Genomic DNA, 17,975 nt, shown 5'->3' with positions numbered 1-17,975 from the left:
CGTCGCGAGCATCTAGGCCATGCCCGGACAAATCACAAACTACGAATCACAACCGCGAATCACCAGGGGCGCGAATCAAAAAGAAGCCGTCCAAGGTTTCCCTTGAACGGCTGGTCGAGCCCCCTGCTCCCCTAAAACTATTGACCGAAGTGCTGTTGGTCGTCGCGAAACGACCGCTTCTGGAGTGGTTTTGGTGTGCCATGGCGAGCCTGTGCGCGCAACGTAAACCGTTTGTTAACCTTAACGTCCCCGACCCGTGAACAAGTCTTAACGACGCTGGCACGCATCCTGCTCCGGAACGCATGTAGGTCATCGGAGGGCGCCCTTTCTGTTCACCGATGGGACCATCAGACGGCAGAATGCGCGGAGTTTCATAGCATGAACCAGAACGGATCAATCGCGCTGTTCCATTATTGGAATCGCCTGCGTGGTGGACGTCCTGCCCCAAAGCGTTCGGAGGTCGAACCGGCCGACATCAAGGCGCTTTTGGCCGACACCTTCATCCTGGAAAGGGATACGCGCGGCGAAGCGGTGTTCCGGCTTGCCGGCACCAGGCTTTGCGCCGGCTACGGCCGCGAGCTCAAGGGGTTTTCGTTCCCCTCGCTATGGCGTGAGAAGGACCAGCGGCTGGTGTCGCGCCTTATTCACGGCGTTTTCGAGCAGAAATCCGTGGTGTCGATCACTTATGAGGGATTCAGCCGCAACGGCCGTTCCAACCACTTCGAACTGCTTGCGCTGCCGCTCGATGGCGGCGTCGAGAACCCGCGCTGCCTCGGCGTCATCAGCGCCGTGGAAAAGCCGTTCTGGCTGGGCGCCGACCCGATCACCGACGCGCTGATCGACGCCATCCGGGTCATCGATCCCGACAAGGAACCGATGTTCCTGAAAAACCGGCCGGAAATATCCGTTCCGTCGTTGGCTCCCGAACTCGAAGCGCCGGAGACCATCTCGGCGCTCGGTCGGTCGCGCCGTATCCGCCACCTCGTCGTGTTCGACGGCGGGCGCGAGCAATAGTCTCCAAGCCGGCGCTAATCTTAACTATCGGCGACCCACTTTTCTCCTTTGTTAACCTGCTTGGCTGTAGTTTTGGCCGAGATTCCACGCACGACGCGGGAATGCCAACGGGGTGTAGGCAGTCATGAGGTCAGCGGCGGTCGAATACGCACCGTCCCGCGCCGAAAGGCGTAACTTTCAGCGCGTCCGGGTCAAGATCTACGGGCGCTTCATGCTGGAGGACCGCACCGAACACCCTTGCCAGGTCGTCGATATGTCACCAGGCAATGTCGCGTTGCGCACCGAGCGCGTCGGCATGCCGGGCGAAAAAATCATTGCCTATATCGATCATATCGGCCGCATCGAGGGCGTGGTGACGCGCACTTCGCAGGACGGCTTTGCCATGACCGTCATTGCCTCGGATCGCAAGAAGGACAAACTGGCCGCGCAGTTGACCTGGCTCGCCAACAAGCATGAACTCGACCTGCCGGAAGACCGCCGCCACGAACGCGTGGCGCCGCGCAACCCGACAAGCGTGCTGCAGCTCACCGATGGGCGCCAGTATCAGTGCCGCATCATCGACCTGTCGCTGTCGGGCGCGGCGGTCGAGATCGACGTCAAGCCGGCGCTCGGCATCCAGGTCATGCTGGGCACCATGCGTGGCCAGGTGGTGCGTCATTTCGAGGATGGCGTTGCCATCGAATTCGCCGTCATCCAACGCCCGGAAACGCTCGATTCCGAGTTCAACGCCCCGCGCGCCTGAACGATCGGCAACAGGCAGCAAAAACGAACCGGCCCTGCGCGGCCGGTTTTTTGTTGCCGGCGTTCCGCCTGCCTCTCCAGCTTGTAGCGGCACGCAGCAAATCCACGGCTCCACCCGGAAATCCGCGCCCCGACACCGCGGGTTTACGCCGAGACCTGAACGATTTTATATTAAAATAGGTCAAATTTTACGCGTATTCTATTGAGCTTTTACTCAATGTCTACTTCGGGTTTTTGCGTCAAATAAATCCAACGCTGTCATTGTCTCCTCAAACGGGGAGACTGACGAATGGCAAAGACGTGGGGCAAGCTGTTGCTCTTGGCAATGGCGATGCAGCTTTCCGCTTGGGGAACGGCGCAAGCAGCAGGACCGGCCTACATGCACACTGGCGGCCGCACGACACAGCCGGTCGGTCACTACGAATTCTGCCAGAAGCTGCCGCAGGAGTGCGCTCAGCGCACGCCGAAGCAGGCACCGGTCGAACTGACCCGCAAGCTGTGGGCGGCGATCGTCGACGTCAACAATTCGGTCAACACCCGGATCGTGCCGCGCACCGATATGGAAATGTGGGGTAAGGAAGAGGTCTGGTCCTATCCCGACAGCGGCTTCGGCGACTGCGAGGACTATGCGCTGGAGAAGCGCCGCGAATTGATGGCGCTCGGCGTTCCCGCCGGCAATCTCTTGATGACCGTGGCGCGCCAACAAAATGGCGACGGCCACGCGGTGCTGACCGTGCGCACCAGCCTCGGCGAGTTCATCCTCGACAATCTGGACTCCAAGGTGCTGTCCTGGACCGACACCGACTACACCTACCTGAAGCGCCAGTCCGACCAGAATTCCGGCGTGTGGGTGACGATCAATGACGGTCGCGCCGACGCGGTTGCCAGCGTCCGCTAGGACGCCATCACAGAGGTCAAGCACATCGAATAATGCGACGTGCCTAACGAGAAAGCCCGGTCGAGTCCCCACCCTCCCCGTCCCCAACGACCGGGTTTTAAGGAGCCGGCCCCGTCCCCGGGCCGGCTCCACTATTTCAGACCATGATCCCGAACCGAAGGACCGCGGCAGCGAAAAGTGAGAACCGGTTTTTGCTGCGCTGACCTGCCGTTCGGAAAAGATCATCGTCAAACAGGAATAGAGTTCAGGCCTTCTTCAGCCCGGCCTTGAAGCGCTTGCCGTTGGCGACATAGTGCGCGGCCGAGGCGCGCAGCCTGGCGACCGCGGCGTCGTCCAGCGTCCTGATCACCCGCGCGGGCGAGCCGACGATCAGGCAATTGTCGGGGAACTCCTTGCCTTCGGTGACCAGCGCGCCGGCGCCGACCAGGCAATTCTTGCCGATCCTGGCGCCGTTGAGCACGATGGCGCCCATGCCGATCAGGCTGTTGTCGCCGATCGTGCAGCCATGCAGCAAGGCGCGGTGGCCGATCGTGCAGCCCTGCCCGATCGTCAGGGGAAAACCGGGATCGGTGTGCATCACCGTGTGTTCCTGGACATTGCTGTCGGCGCCGATGACGATCGCCTCATTGTCACCGCGGATGACTGCGCCAAACCAGAAGCCGGCATTGCGACCGACGCTGATGTCGCCGATCAAGGTCGCATCGGGCGCGATCCAGTTGCTGTCGGGATCCTCGAAACGGGGCGCTTTTCCGTCGATTGCATAGGTCGGCATTTGCAGTCTCCGATTCGTCGCAGGCCGGGACAAACCCTAGAACAATCCGAGGAAAACCGCGTGCCGGTTTTCCCCCGCAATTGCCTCAAGGCAAATACCGCGCCAGCGATTCCACCAAAAGCTGAAGCGCACCAGGAGAGCCAATGCCCCAGGAGGCAATGGCGATCAGCACGATGCCCAGCGCCAGCGCCCAGGCGATCACCGTGCAGCCGCAGGACACCAGCATCAGCATCGAAATGCGGCCTTCGCGCCGCGCATCGAGCGCATCGTTGGCGAGCATGAACGGACCGGCGCAAGCGGTCGCGGCCAGCGAGCGCAGGATGTACGCCGGCGACACATAAGGCTCGGCAAAGGCAAGCCGGCGGCCCGCCGCCAGTTCCATCACGGACCCGGTAAGCCCGCAGGCAGTGAGGCCGACGGCAGAAGCGAAGAGAACGGGCAGCAGCAGGCTCATCTTTACCTTCCGTTTACCATGAGATCGCACAGTCGCGTCCAGCGCAGCAAGAGCCGTGCCACGGCATGTGTGCCGCCCAGGGACAGACGGCGGCGACTATGGGGATTGCGATGAAGCAGGCAGCGACCGCCGAAGAGTTCAACGTCGTCGATTCCGTGCTGATGAAGCGGGTGTTCTATGCCTTTGCCGCACTGGCGCTGCTGTCGCTGGCGATCAGCCTTGGCGGAAAATGGTTGGGCCGCTCGATCTCCATGGCCGGCTACACCGACGACACCACAGTCCACAAGGTGGTGATCGGCAACAATGTCATTGCCGTGCCGGCCAACGCCATCCGCTTCCTGCAGGCGCGGCGCGACGGCATCGCTTCGCGCCTCGACCTCTATCTGCGCTATCCCGAAATGGACGGCTACAGCGAAGCCGCCCGCGACGATTTCAACCACACGGGGGCCGCCAAAAACATCATCTTCCTGTCGTTCGAGCCGCAGATGATGTCGCGCGACATGAGCGGCCGTTTCGCGCCGATCTATAGCGCGCTGATCAGCCAGCCCGGCGCGCCCGGCCCCGGCGGCACGACGATTTACGGCTTTAGCGAAAAATCAGGCTATCTCAACGAGGTGCTTGCGGTCGCCGACCGGGCCGGCAAGGACCCGTTCGTCGTCCGCTGCCTGAGCGGACCGAGCGCCGAGGAATCGCTGGCGCCCTGCGAGCGGGACATTCAGGTCGGCGACAGCCTCAGCCTGACCTACCGCTTTCCCCGGGAGTTGCTGGGCAACTGGCCAGCGCTTGACGCCGCTATCGTCGCCGAGGCCACGCGCGTCCTGAAGACGGGGCGCTAGCCTGCCTCTGTTCGGGCGAAGCGAAGCGGCGCAGAAGTTTACGAACGTTGGCGGGACAGCACCCCCTCTGTCCTGCCGGACATCTCCCCCGCAAGGGGGGAAATTACGCCCCCATCACTGCTTTCGCCAATTATCGAGGTTGCAGAAGAAGAGCCGAGGAACTGCCGATCTCCCCCCTTGCGGGGGAGATGTCCGGCAGGACAGAGGGGGGTGGGAAGGATCGCCGAGGCTTGCTCTTCATCTCCCCACTTCGTTGGAGATAGGCAACTCCGATCCCCAGTTCCGCGATCAGGCCAGATCGATGTCGAGGATCGCCATCGAGAAATTATAGTCGCCGTCGTCCTCGTCCTTGAAGACGATGCCGAGGAACTCGTCGCCGACATAGACCTCGGCCGAATCTTCCTTGCGCGGCCGCGCCTTCACCTCGAGTTTGGGATTCTGGAAGACGCGCTTGAAATAGGCGTCCAGCTTTCTGATTTCGTCCGGCTTCAAAAGTCTTCTCCGATCGTCGGGCTTGCTCGTTGGAACGCGCTTCTGGCACGTCGACAATGGCGATGTAAAGGCAAGCCGGCTGGATAGAACGCGAACCCTGGGGCCGGATGATTTCAGGTCGAATCCAAATCCGCCTCTAAATCAAGGAGGTAGAGCATGATGTCGTCCGAAAACCGCCTCACACTTTTCGGCATCATGCTTCAGAGGCAACGGCGCCGGCAACCGGACTCAGTCCGGCGCGCCGGGTGTTGCAAATCAGATGTCGAAGCTCACGACCTGGTCCATCGATTGCGACGGCAAAAGCTGGTCCATCTGGCGCGAAGGCTGGTCGCAGCCGGTCTCGCCGACGACGCGGGCCGGTACGCCGGCAACCGTCTTGTTGTGCGGCACCGGCGACAGCACGACCGAGCCTGCCGCGATCTTCGAGCAATGGCCGATCTCGATATTGCCGAGAATCTTGGCGCCGGCGCCGATCAGTACGCCGTAACGGATCTTGGGGTGGCGGTCGCCGCCGGCCTTGCCCGTGCCGCCCAGCGTCACGCCGTGCAGGATCGACACATCGTCCTCGATCACCGCCGTCTCGCCCACGACGAGGCCGGTGGCGTGGTCGATGAAGATGCCCTTGCCGATGCGGGCGGCCGGGTTGATGTCGGTCTGGAACACCGAAGACGAGCGGCTCTGCAGATAGAGGGCGAAATCCTTGCGGCCCTGATTCCACAGCCAATGGGCCAGCCTATGCGTCTGGATGGCGTGGAAACCCTTGAAATAGAGCACTGGCATGATGAAGCGGTCGCAAGCCGGGTCGCGGTCGTAATAGGCCTGGATGTCGACACGCACGATCGACGACCATTCCTTGTCGTCGGCCAGCATCGACTTGAACGTCTGGCGGATGAGGTCGGAGCCGATGTCCTGATGCGCGAGCCGCTCGGCGAGCCGATGGATGACAGCTTCCTCCAGGCTCTCCTGGTTGAGGATGGTCGAATAGAGGAACGCCGCCAGAAGCGGGTCGCGGTTGACCGCTTCCATCGCCTCGTCGCGGACCGAACGCCAGATCGGATCGACCGGCTGGACCATTGTGGGGCGGGAAATGCTGATGCTGTTCATCGACGTCTTATCCTGCGTCCTGGCCGCTTGCCTATTCTCCGGCGGCACATATAAGCCAGATCATAGCACGATTGAACTCAATTTTCCTTAGTGCTCGGTGAAATGGATTTGGTTCACGGAAATTCAAGCCGCCATGGAAAACGAACCCTTGATCGACGCTCCGCTGAAACGCGCGCTCTCCGCGCTCTATCAAGCTCCGGATCGCCACTATCACAACCTCGCCCATATCGAGGCGTTGCTGGCGCTGGCGGACGAATATCGAGCATCGCTGCACGATTCCGGCGCCGTCGAAGCCGCAATCTGGTTCCATGACGCCATATATGACAGCCGCGCCAAGGACAACGAGGCCAGGAGTGCAGCACTTGCGCAGGACAAACTTGCCGCCCGCACCGATCCGGAGCGCCTCGGCCGCATCGCGGCGATGATCGTCGCCACTGCCACGCATGAACTGCCCAGCCTTCAACCACGGGGCCTTGCCGATGAGAACGCCCTCCGCGACGCAGCGCTTTTCCTCGACATGGACCTGGCGATACTGGGTGCGTCAGCCGACGCTTTCGACGCCTATGAACAAGCGGTCCGACGCGAATATGGCTGGGTCGAGGAGCCTATGTGGCGCGCCGGCCGCGGCGCGATTCTCAAGACTTTCCTCGCGCGCCAGCATATTTTTCACACGCAGGAATTCCGCCACAGGTTCGAGCCCCAGGCCAGGCAAAACCTGGCGCGGTCTCTAGAAACGCTCAAATCCTAATCCGGAAATGTCTCCATGCGCTGCGCATAGGCTTTGAAACCGGCGCGCCTGTAGACCGATTGCGCGCCCGGATGGTCGTATGTGTCGGTATGAAGCCAGACCCTTTGCGGCGCCCGCGACCAGATGGCGCGAAGCGCCTGGTCGAGCAGGAACGGGCCGAGCCTGCGACCCTGGAAGGCGGGAACCAGCCCGAAATGAACCAGCTCGACCTCAGGCTGGCCGACGCCGTTGAATTCGCACAGGCCAGCGGCCTCGCCCTCGACGCGCAGCACATGGATATGTGTCGAGGGCAGCGCCAGCAGGCGCTCGAGGTCTTCCGCCGGCATGCGCAGCCGCTGGTCCCACTGCACCGGCTCGCCGACAGCGCGGTAGAGGTCGATGTAAGCGGCGCTGTCCAGCCTTTCCAGCGCCACCGTGGTCGCTGCTGCAGGGCTGACGCGTGCAGGCGCCAAATCGCGCGGGCGCATGTCCATATAGGTGACGAGAAGGTCAACCAAAGCGGCACCGCCTCCGGCTGCAAGCCAGACGAAGATCGATCACCTGAAGGCGCCAACGGACTTGGTGGCCGCCCAAACAAAGAACAGGCCGATCACCAACGACAGCCCGTTGAGGAGGATACCGACGATGCCGAGGACATGATTGTCGTTTGAACGTCCCAGTGCCATCAAGCCAAAAACCACGCCGGTGATGTGCGCCAGCGGCGCCGCAACGAGAAACACCACCAGAAAAACCCCGCCGAGGACGTTTTGAGCGGCCAGCGACGCCTCGCCTGGCATCAACGCCAGCGTGACCACCGCCGCAAAATCCATTGCGAACGCCAGCAGGGCCAGGATCACCGAGCGTTTGCCCAAGCTGCTCCGCCCCGCCACGCCGGGCATTGCTATCGTGCTTCTTCCCCATCCGGCCATTACTCGTCCCCGATCAGGTGAAAGCGCCGATCGTCGATGCCATTGCCACAAGCAGCAGGAAGCCAACCGCCAGGGAGCCGCCGTTGAGCAGGATGCCGACGACCCCAAGCACGCGGCTATCGTTCGAACGCACCAGCGCCATCAGCCCGAAAATCAATCCGGCAATATGCGCCAACGGCCCTGCCAGCAGGAAAACCGCCATGAAGAAAGCCGTGGCGATGTTCTGGGCACGCTCGGATGCGTGGGCCGGCAGCGCCACCATTGTGGTCAGCGCTATCACACCGGCACCGAAGGCGAGCAGCGCCAGGATGACGGAACGCTTGCCGAACATGCTTGTCACGACGGCGCCCGGCAGAGCGTCGGCGCTTCTTCCCCATTGAGCCATTGTTTGCCACCCCTCGCCGGCCGCCCAATCCATATCGCCCGAAAAATCGCTTACCGGTTAAAGCGGATTTTCGGCATAAAACTCCAAAACCCGCTGCTTGAAGGTCTTGTCGCCCACAGCCAGCATATGGTCGCGGCCGTCTATGTGAAACACCTTGGCGTTCGGCATCAGCGCGGCGAGCTCGTCGGGCGAGCCGCCGATATCGTCTGTCGTCCCGACCGCAATCAGCGTCGGTTGGGCGATGCGCGTCATGTCGTGTTCGCTGAGCAGTTCGCGCGACGTGGCGATGCAGGCAGCCAATGCCCGGCGGTCGCTGCGCGTCTGATCGGCAAAGGCGCGAAAGGAGCGACCGCGCGGATGGCTGGTGGCGGCCGGATCGTCGGCCAGCAGCGCCTCGGCGATCGGATCCCAGTCGCCGACGCCGTCGACCATGCCGATGCCGAGGCCGCCGAAGACCAGCGTCGCCACCTTGTCGGGATCGGACAGCGCCAGGAACGCCGCGATGCGCGCGCCCATCGAATAGCCCATGACATGCGCGCGGCCGATGCCGAGATGGTCGAGCAGGGCCGCCGCGTCCGAAGCCATTTTGGCCGGGGTGTAGTCGGCCTCGTCATAGCTTTTCGACGACGAGCCGTGGCCGCGATTGTCGAAGGCGATGGCGCGATAGCCGGCATCGTTCAGCGTCTTGAACCAGCCGGGCGATACCCAGTTGACATAGTGGCTGGAGGCAAAGCCGTGGATCATCAGCACCGGATCGCCCGCCCCCGACGCCGGCCGGCGGTCGAGGAAGGCGAAGTCGAACCCGTCATGGGAGAAGAATTGCATCGGGAGCGGCTCAGCCGGCGCCGGGCGTGGGCGCGTTGCCCTTGTCCGATGGCGGCATGCCGGGGCCGGACACCGTGCCGACGGCCGGATGGCGCAGCAGATCGCCATGGTCGATGCCGTTTTTGGCGGCGGTGCCGGCCTTGAGCTCCAGCACGAAGCGCACTGGCACACCCGGCGAGATGACTGCATCGGACAATGGAGTGCCGTGCTTGACGGCCCGCACCTTGCCGTCCTGTCCAACAAAGATCAGGTCGAGCGGCATCGGCGTGTTGTGCATCCAGAAGCCGACCTGCTTCTGCATCTCGAAGACGAACAGCATGCCATGATTGTCGGCCATATCCTGGCGATACATCAGGCCGGCCTCGCGTTCCGAGTCGGTGTCGGCGACTTCGATCGAAAAGGATTTATCGCCCCCTTTCGTCGCCACGACCAAGGGTGTCGGATCGACGGGAAGGATCATCGCCTGACCGCCGGCGATCGTCTGCTGGGATGCGGTCGGCTGCCCGGAATAGAAGTAAGCGCCTGCGGCTACCGCAACGATGACGCAGAGCGCGCCCGCTGTCAGCCAGTTCCTGTACGCCATTGGAAATCCTCGACCAAAGACCATGATCCCTAAAAGTGGTCTCAGGTATTCGGATAAGATCGTGGTGAAACCAAGAAAAACGCCGTCCTGACTTCCTCAGGAAGGCTCGCGTCCTAATGCGCGACCGGCAAGGTGCCCATATCGGGGTGAATCTCGGCAGCCATGAGGCCCTTGTCACCGCGTCCGAATCGCACCAGCACGACCTGTCCGGGCCTGAGCTCGGTGATGCCATAGCGGCGCAGCGTCTCCATATGGACGAAGATATCCTCGGTGCCCTCGCCGCGCGTCAGAAAGCCGAAGCCCTTGGTGCGGTTGAACCACTTGACCAGCGCCCGCTCGAGCCCGCTTTCCGGCGTCACCGCCACATGGGTGCGCTGTTCCTGCATCTCGGCCGGATGGACCGCCGTAGTGGTGTCCATGGACAGCACCCGGAACGCCTGCAAACCACGGTCGCCGTGCTTGACAAGGCACACGACACGCGCGCCCTCCAATGCAGTCTGAAAACCGTCCTTTCGAAGGCAGGTGACATGGAGGAGGATGTCGCCCGAAGAACTGTCATCGGGAAGTATGAAACCGTAGCCCTTGGCCACGTCGAACCATTTGATGGCGCCGGCGATTTCGACAAGGTCGGCGCTATCGCCGCCACTGTCACTCTTCAGGGCGTCGTCAAGGTTCTCATCCCGCCTCGTGAAAGAGGCCTTATCCCCCATAAGAACGCCCCCTTTTTTTCAAGAAAACCGCAAGTGATTCTTGACATTAGATTAACACCGCCGCTTCCGGGGTGTGCAAGACCTGCCGTGCCTTTTTTCGCGGTTGAATACAGGAATAGCTGACTTGTTGTTTGCCGGCGTCGCTGCCGACAGCAATGACGATCCATCAAGGCGGTCAACCGGTCGGCAATTTGCAAGGGATTTCGCCGAAATCGGCAACCACTTGTGTCCGGCGCTTTTGTCAGAGCCATCTGATTTTTCCAAAACCGGTGACCACTTTCAGTCCGATGCTCGTTGCCCTTCGGCGGGGTGGACCTTATGTTGCCTCGCAACCCCAACATCCCCGAGGAAATCCCATGCGCTACCTCCACACAATGGTCCGTGTCGCCGACGTCGATGTCTCGCTCGATTTCTACTGCAACAAGCTCGGCCTTAAGGAAGTGCGCCGCTACGAAAACGAGCAGGGCCGATTCACGCTGATCTTCCTCGCCGCCTCCGAGGATGTAGAAAGCGGCATCACTGAGAAGGCGCCGCTGATCGAACTGACCTACAATTGGGACCCGGAGGAGTACAAGGGCGGACGCAATTTCGGCCACCTCGCCTATGAGGTCGACGACATCTACGCCACCTGTCAGCATCTGATGGACAATGGCGTCATCATCAACCGGCCGCCGCGCGACGGCAACATGGCCTTCGTCAAGTCGCCGGACGGCATCTCCTTCGAACTGCTGCAGAAGGGCCCGGCCAAGCCCAAGGCTGAGCCGTGGGCATCGATGCCGAACACCGGCACCTGGTAGCGATCACGCCATCTTGAGCGAGGCGGCCGCGCCGACAAGCCGGCCCCTTTGCCATTTCGAGCAACGGCACCTATTTACCTGCCTGTCGCGCCAGCCAAGCAAAGCCAGTGCCTCACCCAGGAGAATTCATTTATGCCGACCAGCCGTGCCGATGTCTCCACCGCGTATGCCAGCCGCTATTTGCAGCAGTTGTGCAAGCACTGGGCGCACAAATTTCCCGTCGAGTTCGATCCGAACCACGGCACCATCGATCTGTCACTCGGCCGCACGGTTCTCGATGCCGATGCGGCAGCGCTGCATATCACGGTGTCGACGGATGAAAGCGGATCGCTGGAGCGCATGGAGAGCGTCGTTGCCGATCACATCAAGCGCTTCGCCTTCCGCGAGGAGCTGACTTTCGAGTGGAAGCAGGCTCCGGCGACCTGATCTGCGGTCAGCCGCAACGCCGAACGCCGGAAGCTGCCAGCCCCGGACAACGTTATGGCGTCACTTGGTTGCGACGCCATCTGAATTGTCGGAACGACGGATCGATCAGAACTTGTAGTTCAGGCCGATCTTGATCGTATGGGCGTCGATCTTCACCCTTGCGTCGTTGCCCTCGATATCTGTCAAACGGACCTTGCCGAAGTCGAAGTACTGGTATTCCAGCTTCGTGGTCCATTTGTCGGCGAAGGCCCATTCGACACCGCCACCGATCGTATAGCCGAAGCGGCCTCCGCTCCTCGATGCGCTGCTGTCCGGGTCGGGCACCCCGTCAAAATCGAAAGTATCGCCATAACTCAATTTGTAGTGAGTCGCCGCCGCGCCGCCCTTGTTGTTTAGCCGAGGCTTAATTAGCATCGCGACCGCAACGCAGAAGCGGTTCAAAGCGAACGCGCTATCTGCAGCAGCGCCAGCACCGAGCGCCAGTTGCGCGCGGTGCCGGGCACTTTCAGCACGCGCGGGATGAGATTGGCGAACACCGATTTGCCGAGCCCGTCCGGCGCCTTGAGGTAGAGCACGTCGTCCCTGACCTCGAAGCTTTCCGGGCCGGTGCATTTCTCGGCAAGCCTGGCGATCTCGTCCGCCGTCGGCTGGCGCTCCAGCGTGTAGGCGTGAAGCTTGGTCGGATCGCCGGCGACTTCCGGATAAGGATTCTCCTTCACCAACCGTTCGAACCAGGAGAGATCGCGCACCATGATGCGCGAGTGAAAGCCCCATTTTTTCTCGAACGCCATTTCGATCTGTTTCGCCAGCGTGGCGGCGTCGCCCTTCTTGGTCCGGAACACGACATTGCCGCTCTGCACATAACTGGCGACATCGGTGAAGCCTAGCGCCTCGAATAACGCCCGCAACTCCGCCATCTGGACGATGCGGTTGCCGCCGACATTGATGCCGGAAAACAGTGCGACGAAGACCACCCTTCGCTCTTCGAGCTTCGGGTGGCAGGCTGTACCGCTCATATGATGAACCCGGCCAGGGTCTCGTTGTCGGTGATGTCCTGATAGTGCACGCCCTCGGCCTCGAAATTTGCCCTCAGCAGATCGAAGTTACGCCGGTCTTTGGTTTCGATGCCGATAAGCACAGAGCCGAAATTGCGTGCCGATTTCTTCAGATATTCGAAGCGGGCGATATCATCGTCGGGACCGAGCAGTTCGAGGAAGTCGCGCAGCGCGCCCGGCCGCTGCGGAAAGCGGATGATAAAATATTTCTTCAGCCCCTCGAAGCGCAGCGCCCGCTCCTTCACGTCGGGCAGCCGCTCGAAATCGAAATTGCCGCCCGACACCACCGCGACGATGGTCTTGCCGCGGATTTCCTTGCGCGAAAAATCCTTCAACGCGTCGATCGCCAAGGCACCGGCCGGCTCCAGCACCACACCTTCGATGTTGAGCATCTCGATCATGGTGGCGCAGAGCCGGTTCTCAGGGATCAGCCGCACCGCCTGAGCGGCGAACTCCTTGAGGTGGCGCAACGGCTCGCGGCCGATCTCGGCCACCGCCGCGCCGTCGACGAAATTGTCGACATTGGCGAGCCGGACGCGCTTGCCGCTGGCGAGGCTCTGATGCAGGCTCGGCGCACCGGCCGGTTCGCAAAAGACGTACCGCGCGTCACGTTGCTGCTCGGCGAAATAGTGCGTCACCCCGGCCGCCAGGCCACCGCCGCCAACCGGCAGCATGATGATGTCGGGCATGCGCGCGCCCGGCATCTGGTCGGCGATCTCATAGGCGACCGTCGCCTGCCCCTCGATAATGTCCTTGTGGTCGAAGGGCGGCACCATATGCGCGCCGGAACTTTCGGTGAATTCGAAGGCGGCGCGGTAGCAGTCGTCGAAGAAGTCGCCGACCAGCCTGATCTCGACGAAATCGCCGCCGAACAGCCGCGTCTTGTCGATCTTCTGCTGCGGCGTCGTCACCGGCATGAAGACCACGCCCTTCTTGCCGAAATGGCGGCAGACGAAGGCAAAGCCTTGCGCATGGTTGCCGGCCGAGGCGCAGACGAACAGCTCGGCCTCGTTGCCGGCGGCAAGCGCCTTGCGGAAAAAGTTGAAGGCGCCGCGGATCTTGTAGGAGCGCACCGGCGAAAGATCCTCGCGCTTCAAGAGCACCCGAGCCCCCGTCTTCTTCGACAAATAGTCGTTTTCCTGCAGCGGCGTTTCGGGAAAGATCTCGCGGATCGCGGCTGCGGCGGTGGCGACACGGGAGGAGAAACTGTTCATGGCGCCGTCACCTCTGGATCGAATGGTTCGAAGGCGAAGCCTATTGCACAATTCGCCGTTTGCAGCCACCGATGCGGCGCGGCCGCTTTGGCGCGCCAGCAGGAAATCCATTGGAGCCATCTTCATGCCTGTTTCGGCTGTCGCCCTGAAGACCGTAGACCTGCCTGAATTCGGCGAGCCAACAGTGATGCCGCTGGTTCAGCGGCGGACCTACGAAGCGCGCATCGAGGCTCTGCTGGCGCGCGGCGCCGAGGCCGGGCTCGATGCCTTCGCCGTCTATGGCGACCGCGAGCACGCGGCCAATGTCGCCCATCTCAGTGGTTACGATCCGCGTTTCGAGGAGACGCTGCTGGTCATCGTCCCCGGCAGCCAGCCAAAACTTCTCGTCGGCAATGAGGGTTGGGGCTATGCCGAAATCTGCGACGGGCCTTACGAGCGCGTCCTTTACCAGACCTTCTCGCTGCCGGCGCAGCCACGCGACCGCTCCGCCTCGCTTGCCGACACGCTTGCCGCCTGCGGCCTGAAAGCCGACCAGAAGATCGGCGCCATCGGCTGGAAGCCGTTCGGGCCCGGCGATGGCGGCGTTGGCGAGACGACGCTCGACCTGCCGTCCTTCATCGCCGATACGCTGCGCACACTGGCCGGCGACAGAGGCGCGGTGGTCAACGCCGCCAACCTGTTGATGAACCCATCCGACGGCCTACGCGCCATCAACGAGGCAGACCAATTGGCGTCCTTCGAATTCGCCGCGACCTTTTCCTCGCAGGGCCTGCGCAACGTGCTTGGGAATATTGAGCCCGGCATGAGCGAATTGCAGGCCGCGCGGCTGATGGGGATCAACGGCCTGCCCCTGTGCTGCCACCCGATGCTGTCCGCCGGCAGGCGTGCGCCCTACGGCTTGCCTAGCCCGCGCCTCGACATCATCAAGCGCGGCGATCCCGTCACCATGGCCTATGGCATCCAGGGCTCGCTCAACGCCCGCGCCGGCTTCCTGGTCGAGAGCGCGGCCGAACTGCCGCGCGAGATAAGCGACTATGTCGAACAGCTGGTTGCGCCCTATTTCGCCGCCGTCGTCGACTGGTACGAGACCATCGGCATAGGCGTTGCCGGCGGAGCGCTTTGGAAAGCCGTGCATGACCGCATAGGCGACCCGTTCTTCGGCGTCTCGCTCAATCCCGGCCATCTCGTCCATATCGACGAATGGATGCATTCGCCGGTGTTTTCCGGCTCGGACATCAAGCTGCAATCGGGCATGGCGCTGCAGGTCGACATCATTCCGGCGACCGGAACCAGCTATTTCACCACCAACATCGAAGACGGTATCGCGCTTGCCGATGAGTCCCTGCGCGAGGAGATCGCGGCCCGCTATCCCGAGGCATGGCGCCGCATCGAGGCGCGCCGCGCCTTCATGGGCGATGTGCTCGGCATCAGGCTCAAGCCCGAGGTATTGCCCTTCTCCAACATCCCTGCGTTCCTGCCGCCATTCTGGCTTTCGCGCAACAGTGCGATGACCGTGGCTCGACGCTGACCACATTTCGGCTGGACACGACTTACTTCTGCCGCACTCTCACTGTCCGGGAGGTGCCGCGGGGGTATATGGGCCTTTTGGCCGGAGTGGAATTTTTGACGTGCGTTTGAAGACGATTTGCATTCTTGCACTTGCCCTGTTGATCGCCGGCTGCGGCGGCCGCAAAACCGAGGAACTGCTCGGCAGCGCCGTCATGTCCACGCCGGTGACCGAAATCTCGGGCAATCACTCGATCTTCATTGCCACCACACGCAAGAAATCCGACGATCCCAACAAAGTTTTCGACGGCGAACGCTCGGCGACGCTGAACTACGCCCGCGTCACCGTCACCGTTCCCGGCGTCCACCAGACCGGCCAGATCGAGCGCCGCTCGCGCGGCAAGTCGAACGACCCGGCGAAATACTTCATGGCTTCCGAGGTCGTCGGCTACGATGCGCAGCCTCAATTCTCAAGCGCGCTCAACGCCGACATCGCCGCGCGCGGCGGCCGCGTCATGGTCTTCGTGCATGGCTACAACACCGGCTTCGACGACGCGGTCTACCGCCTGACCCAGATCGTCCACGATTCCGGCTATCCCGGCACGCCGGTGCTGTTTTCCTGGGCATCGGGCGCCAGAACCACCGACTATGTCTATGACAAGGAAAGCGCCAGCGCCGCCCGCGATCAGCTGGAGGTGACATTGCGCATGCTGCAGCAGTCCGGCGCGCGGCGCATCGACATCGTCGCCCACTCGCTCGGAACCTGGGTGACCATGGAAACGCTTCGCCAGATGGCCATCACCGGCGACCGCGATCTCGGCGGCAAGCTCGGCGATGTCGTGCTGGCCTCTCCCGACATCGACGTCGACGTCTTCAAGAGCCAGATGCGCCGCTACGGCAAGCCGGACAAGCCGTTCATCCTGCTGCTCTCCAACGACGACCGGGCGCTGCGGCTCTCAGGCCTGATCGCCGGCTCGCGGCCACGCGTCGGCGACTACAAGGATGCCGCCGACCTCGCCGCTTATGGCGTCACCGTGGTCGACCTCTCCAAGGTCAAGGGAGGCGACAGCTTCAACCACACCAAATTCGCCGACAATCCCGAACTGGTGAAGATGATCGGCCAGCGGCTGCGCGAGGATGACGGCTTTGCCAGCGACCAGACGGTGACCGACCGTATCAGCGCGCTCGGACAATGAGGCTGTCGCCTTGCGGCGACCGTCGCGCGTGAGGTCGCGAATGCCGCTCGGCCCGATCACTTTCAACTGGACCGGGCCGGTCTCTGCCTCTACGACATTGAAATCGGCGCCAATGCGCCAGCGGGAGCCCGCGTGAACGAGCGTTGGAAGACTGTCCTGGTCCTTGCGTTCGCGCTCGCTGCCGCCGGCTGCGCCGGCCCCAACACCCATGACCTGTTGAACAAGACGACGGTTTCGGTGCCTGCCTCCGACATCGCGGCCACCCACGAAATCTTCGTCGCCACCACCCGCAAGCAGGCGACCAAGGACCCACGCCAGGTGTTCGATGGCGATCGCTCGCTGACCACCAGCTACGCCCGCGTCGACGTCACCGTGCCGAAGGTCCACCAGGTCGGCGCCATCGAGCGCGCCAAGGGCTCGGCAAATTCGAACCCGGCCAAGCAATTCACCGCCACCGACGTCGTCCACTATGGCGACGCCTCGCAATTCGCCAAGGCCGTCGGTGCCAACATCACCATGAATGGCGACCGCGCGCTGGTCTTCGTCCACGGCTTCAACAACGGCTTCGACGACGGGGTCTACCGGCTGACGCAGATCGCCCACGACACCGAATATCCCGGCACGCCGATCCTGTTTTCGTGGGCTTCGAGCGGCAAGACCACGGGCTATATCTACGACAAGGACAGCGCCAACGCCGCGCGCGACGACCTCGAGGCGACGCTCAGGATGCTCGCCAAGACAAAGGTCAAGAGCATCGACATCATCGCGCATTCGATGGGAACCTGGGTGACGATGGAAGCGCTGCGCCAGCTCGCCATCACCGGCGACCGCGATCTCGACGGCAAGCTCGGCCGTGTCGTCCTGGCATCGCCCGATATCGATGTCGACGTCTTCAAGAAGCAGATGATCCGCTACGGCAAGCCCGACAGGCCGTTCGTCATCCTGCTTTCCGCCGACGACCGTGCTCTGAGACTGTCCAGCCTGCTATCCGGCGACAAGCCGCGCGTCGGCGACTACGGCAACGCCGCCGACATTGCCAGTTACGGCGTCGTTGTGGCCGACCTCAGCCAGATCAAGGGCGGCGACCGCCTGAACCACGCCAAATTCGCCGACAACCCGTTCCTGGTGCAATTGCTCGGCGACCGTCTGCGCGCTCCAGCCGGCCTGGCATCGGACGAACCCACGCAGGGCCAGATCGACAATCTCGGCCGAGGCCTCGGCAAGGCAGTCGGATCCGTCGCCGAGATCATCATCACCACGCCATTCAAGGTGCTGACCATCGCCACCGGCGGATGAGAGCCAAGCACCGGG

General features: G+C 62.5%; 23 protein-coding genes. 10 read left to right on the top strand and 13 right to left on the bottom strand.

What is annotated here, in order from left to right:
• Nucleotides 1-378 precede the first annotated feature (378 nt).
• The 3 genes from NL532_RS16765 (at nt 379) to NL532_RS16755 (ending at nt 2,653) form a co-directional block, all read left to right on the top strand.
• A complete protein-coding gene (locus tag NL532_RS16765; protein ID WP_023828641.1) occupies nt 379-1,014 on the top strand; it encodes a PAS domain-containing protein in 636 nt (211 codons plus the stop codon).
• A 124-nt stretch (nt 1,015-1,138) separates the two neighbouring features.
• The gene (locus NL532_RS16760) at nt 1,139-1,756 is read left to right on the top strand and encodes a PilZ domain-containing protein (RefSeq protein ID WP_023667501.1); all 618 of its coding nucleotides are present in this window, start codon (nt 1,139-1,141) and stop codon (nt 1,754-1,756) included.
• Between the two features lie 288 nt (nt 1,757-2,044).
• Entirely contained in the window at nt 2,045-2,653 is a 609-nt protein-coding gene (locus NL532_RS16755; RefSeq protein WP_023828642.1) for a transglutaminase-like cysteine peptidase, read from the top strand.
• A gap of 244 nt (nt 2,654-2,897) precedes the next feature.
• On the opposite strand, the gene NL532_RS16750 is transcribed toward NL532_RS16755, so the two are convergent.
• Nucleotides 2,898-3,425 (bottom strand): gamma carbonic anhydrase family protein, encoded by a 528-nt coding sequence (locus NL532_RS16750; protein WP_023828643.1) that lies wholly within the window; start codon nt 3,423-3,425, stop codon nt 2,898-2,900.
• Nucleotides 3,426-3,510: 85 nt separating this feature from the next.
• Nucleotides 3,511-3,879, bottom strand: a complete 369-nt coding sequence (locus NL532_RS16745; protein ID WP_023710584.1) for a DUF6949 family protein — start codon at nt 3,877-3,879, stop codon at nt 3,511-3,513.
• Between the two features lie 110 nt (nt 3,880-3,989).
• Here NL532_RS16745 and NL532_RS16740 point away from each other — a divergent pair, with 110 nt between their 5' ends.
• Nucleotides 3,990-4,715, top strand: a complete 726-nt coding sequence (locus NL532_RS16740) for a hypothetical protein (RefSeq protein WP_023725760.1) — start codon at nt 3,990-3,992, stop codon at nt 4,713-4,715.
• Nucleotides 4,716-5,003: 288 nt separating this feature from the next.
• Here the strand turns inward: NL532_RS16740 and NL532_RS16735 are convergent, their stop codons facing one another.
• Nucleotides 5,004-5,207: a DUF3126 family protein gene (locus NL532_RS16735; RefSeq protein WP_006200852.1), complete on the bottom strand. Its 204-nt coding sequence runs from the start codon at nt 5,205-5,207 to the stop codon at nt 5,004-5,006.
• Nucleotides 5,208-5,462: 255 nt separating this feature from the next.
• Nucleotides 5,463-6,311 carry a serine O-acetyltransferase gene (gene cysE, locus NL532_RS16730; RefSeq protein ID WP_023667506.1) on the bottom strand — a complete coding sequence of 283 codons (849 nt, stop codon included), beginning with the start codon at nt 6,309-6,311 and terminating at the stop codon, nt 5,463-5,465.
• Between the two features lie 133 nt (nt 6,312-6,444).
• On the opposite strand from cysE, the gene NL532_RS16725 reads away from it, so the two are divergent.
• Nucleotides 6,445-7,059, top strand: a complete 615-nt coding sequence (locus tag NL532_RS16725) for an HD domain-containing protein (RefSeq protein WP_023822941.1) — start codon at nt 6,445-6,447, stop codon at nt 7,057-7,059.
• On the opposite strand, the gene NL532_RS16720 is transcribed toward NL532_RS16725, so the two are convergent.
• The 6 genes from NL532_RS16720 to NL532_RS16695 form a co-directional block, all read right to left on the bottom strand.
• Nucleotides 7,056-7,556: a GNAT family N-acetyltransferase gene (locus NL532_RS16720; RefSeq protein ID WP_023828644.1), complete on the bottom strand. Its 501-nt coding sequence runs from the start codon at nt 7,554-7,556 to the stop codon at nt 7,056-7,058. The genes NL532_RS16725 and NL532_RS16720 overlap by 4 nt on opposite strands.
• A 39-nt stretch (nt 7,557-7,595) precedes the next feature.
• Entirely contained in the window at nt 7,596-7,910 is a 315-nt protein-coding gene (locus NL532_RS16715; protein WP_023822943.1) for a hypothetical protein, read from the bottom strand.
• A 70-nt stretch (nt 7,911-7,980) separates the two neighbouring features.
• Nucleotides 7,981-8,352 (bottom strand): hypothetical protein, encoded by a 372-nt coding sequence (locus tag NL532_RS16710; RefSeq protein ID WP_023695388.1) that lies wholly within the window; start codon nt 8,350-8,352, stop codon nt 7,981-7,983.
• Between the two features lie 57 nt (nt 8,353-8,409).
• Complete coding sequence (locus NL532_RS16705; protein WP_023729814.1) at nt 8,410-9,177, bottom strand: alpha/beta fold hydrolase; 768 nt, start codon at nt 9,175-9,177, stop codon at nt 8,410-8,412.
• A 10-nt stretch (nt 9,178-9,187) separates the two neighbouring features.
• Complete coding sequence (locus NL532_RS16700; protein ID WP_023691205.1) at nt 9,188-9,760, bottom strand: DUF192 domain-containing protein; 573 nt, start codon at nt 9,758-9,760, stop codon at nt 9,188-9,190.
• Between the two features lie 113 nt (nt 9,761-9,873).
• Nucleotides 9,874-10,470 carry a cold-shock protein gene (locus tag NL532_RS16695; protein ID WP_031202859.1) on the bottom strand — a complete coding sequence of 199 codons (597 nt, stop codon included), beginning with the start codon at nt 10,468-10,470 and terminating at the stop codon, nt 9,874-9,876.
• A gap of 356 nt (nt 10,471-10,826) precedes the next feature.
• On the opposite strand from NL532_RS16695, the gene NL532_RS16690 reads away from it, so the two are divergent.
• Nucleotides 10,827-11,267, top strand: coding sequence for a VOC family protein (locus tag NL532_RS16690; protein ID WP_023667513.1), 441 nt, complete (start codon nt 10,827-10,829; stop codon nt 11,265-11,267).
• Nucleotides 11,268-11,399: 132 nt separating this feature from the next.
• On the top strand, nt 11,400-11,693 hold the full coding sequence (locus NL532_RS16685; protein WP_023702485.1) for a DUF2218 domain-containing protein: 294 nt from the start codon (nt 11,400-11,402) through the stop codon (nt 11,691-11,693).
• A gap of 105 nt (nt 11,694-11,798) precedes the next feature.
• Here NL532_RS16685 and NL532_RS16680 read toward each other — a convergent pair whose 3' ends face one another.
• From NL532_RS16680 to ilvA, 3 genes are read right to left on the bottom strand one after another with little or no spacing between them, the layout of a single operon-like run.
• A complete protein-coding gene (locus NL532_RS16680; protein WP_023695392.1) occupies nt 11,799-12,134 on the bottom strand; it encodes an outer membrane protein in 336 nt (111 codons plus the stop codon).
• Nucleotides 12,131-12,709, bottom strand: coding sequence for a DUF1697 domain-containing protein (locus tag NL532_RS16675; protein WP_023828646.1), 579 nt, complete (start codon nt 12,707-12,709; stop codon nt 12,131-12,133). The genes NL532_RS16680 and NL532_RS16675 overlap by 4 nt, the downstream gene beginning before the upstream one ends.
• Nucleotides 12,706-13,962: a threonine ammonia-lyase IlvA gene (gene ilvA / locus NL532_RS16670; protein WP_023822945.1), complete on the bottom strand. Its 1,257-nt coding sequence runs from the start codon at nt 13,960-13,962 to the stop codon at nt 12,706-12,708. Before ilvA ends, NL532_RS16675 begins: the two co-directional genes overlap by 4 nt.
• 124 nt (nt 13,963-14,086) lie before the next feature.
• On the opposite strand from ilvA, the gene NL532_RS16665 reads away from it, so the two are divergent.
• The 3 genes from NL532_RS16665 (at nt 14,087) to NL532_RS16655 (ending at nt 17,960) form a co-directional block, all read left to right on the top strand.
• Nucleotides 14,087-15,490: a hypothetical protein gene (locus NL532_RS16665; RefSeq protein ID WP_031202863.1), complete on the top strand. Its 1,404-nt coding sequence runs from the start codon at nt 14,087-14,089 to the stop codon at nt 15,488-15,490.
• Nucleotides 15,491-15,590: 100 nt separating this feature from the next.
• Entirely contained in the window at nt 15,591-16,664 is a 1,074-nt protein-coding gene (locus NL532_RS16660; protein WP_023822947.1) for an alpha/beta hydrolase, read from the top strand.
• 132 nt (nt 16,665-16,796) lie between these two features.
• Nucleotides 16,797-17,960, top strand: a complete 1,164-nt coding sequence (locus tag NL532_RS16655) for an alpha/beta hydrolase (protein ID WP_023734424.1) — start codon at nt 16,797-16,799, stop codon at nt 17,958-17,960.
• The last annotated feature ends 15 nt before the right edge of the window (nt 17,961-17,975 follow it).

It is taken from the genome of Mesorhizobium sp. C120A (genome assembly GCF_030323105.1).
GTDB lineage: Bacteria > Pseudomonadota > Alphaproteobacteria > Rhizobiales > Rhizobiaceae > Mesorhizobium.
Note: the sequence above shows the minus strand (reverse complement) of the source record. Positions and strands in the feature narration are given on the sequence as shown.

Bases quoted from the DNA above. Each gene is read 5' to 3' on its own strand.
- NL532_RS16700 (WP_023691205.1), bottom strand. From the start codon at position 9,760: ATGGCGTACAGGAACTGGCTGACAGCGGGCGCGCTCTGCGTCATCGTT.
- NL532_RS16665 (WP_031202863.1), top strand. From the start codon at position 14,087: ATGCCTGTTTCGGCTGTCGCCCTGAAGACCGTAGACCTGCCTGAATTC.
- NL532_RS16765 (WP_023828641.1), top strand. From the start codon at position 379: ATGAACCAGAACGGATCAATCGCGCTGTTCCATTATTGGAATCGCCTG.
- NL532_RS16695 (WP_031202859.1), bottom strand. From the start codon at position 10,470: ATGGGGGATAAGGCCTCTTTCACGAGGCGGGATGAGAACCTTGACGAC.
- cysE (WP_023667506.1), bottom strand. From the start codon at position 6,311: ATGAACAGCATCAGCATTTCCCGCCCCACAATGGTCCAGCCGGTCGAT.
- NL532_RS16760 (WP_023667501.1), top strand. From the start codon at position 1,139: ATGAGGTCAGCGGCGGTCGAATACGCACCGTCCCGCGCCGAAAGGCGT.
- NL532_RS16750 (WP_023828643.1), bottom strand. From the start codon at position 3,425: ATGCCGACCTATGCAATCGACGGAAAAGCGCCCCGTTTCGAGGATCCC.
- NL532_RS16745 (WP_023710584.1), bottom strand. From the start codon at position 3,879: ATGAGCCTGCTGCTGCCCGTTCTCTTCGCTTCTGCCGTCGGCCTCACT.
- NL532_RS16705 (WP_023729814.1), bottom strand. From the start codon at position 9,177: ATGCAATTCTTCTCCCATGACGGGTTCGACTTCGCCTTCCTCGACCGC.
- NL532_RS16710 (WP_023695388.1), bottom strand. From the start codon at position 8,352: ATGGCTCAATGGGGAAGAAGCGCCGACGCTCTGCCGGGCGCCGTCGTG.
- NL532_RS16755 (WP_023828642.1), top strand. From the start codon at position 2,045: ATGGCAAAGACGTGGGGCAAGCTGTTGCTCTTGGCAATGGCGATGCAG.
- ilvA (WP_023822945.1), bottom strand. From the start codon at position 13,962: ATGAACAGTTTCTCCTCCCGTGTCGCCACCGCCGCAGCCGCGATCCGC.
- NL532_RS16690 (WP_023667513.1), top strand. From the start codon at position 10,827: ATGCGCTACCTCCACACAATGGTCCGTGTCGCCGACGTCGATGTCTCG.
- NL532_RS16685 (WP_023702485.1), top strand. From the start codon at position 11,400: ATGCCGACCAGCCGTGCCGATGTCTCCACCGCGTATGCCAGCCGCTAT.
- NL532_RS16675 (WP_023828646.1), bottom strand. From the start codon at position 12,709: ATGAGCGGTACAGCCTGCCACCCGAAGCTCGAAGAGCGAAGGGTGGTC.
- NL532_RS16740 (WP_023725760.1), top strand. From the start codon at position 3,990: ATGAAGCAGGCAGCGACCGCCGAAGAGTTCAACGTCGTCGATTCCGTG.
- NL532_RS16725 (WP_023822941.1), top strand. From the start codon at position 6,445: ATGGAAAACGAACCCTTGATCGACGCTCCGCTGAAACGCGCGCTCTCC.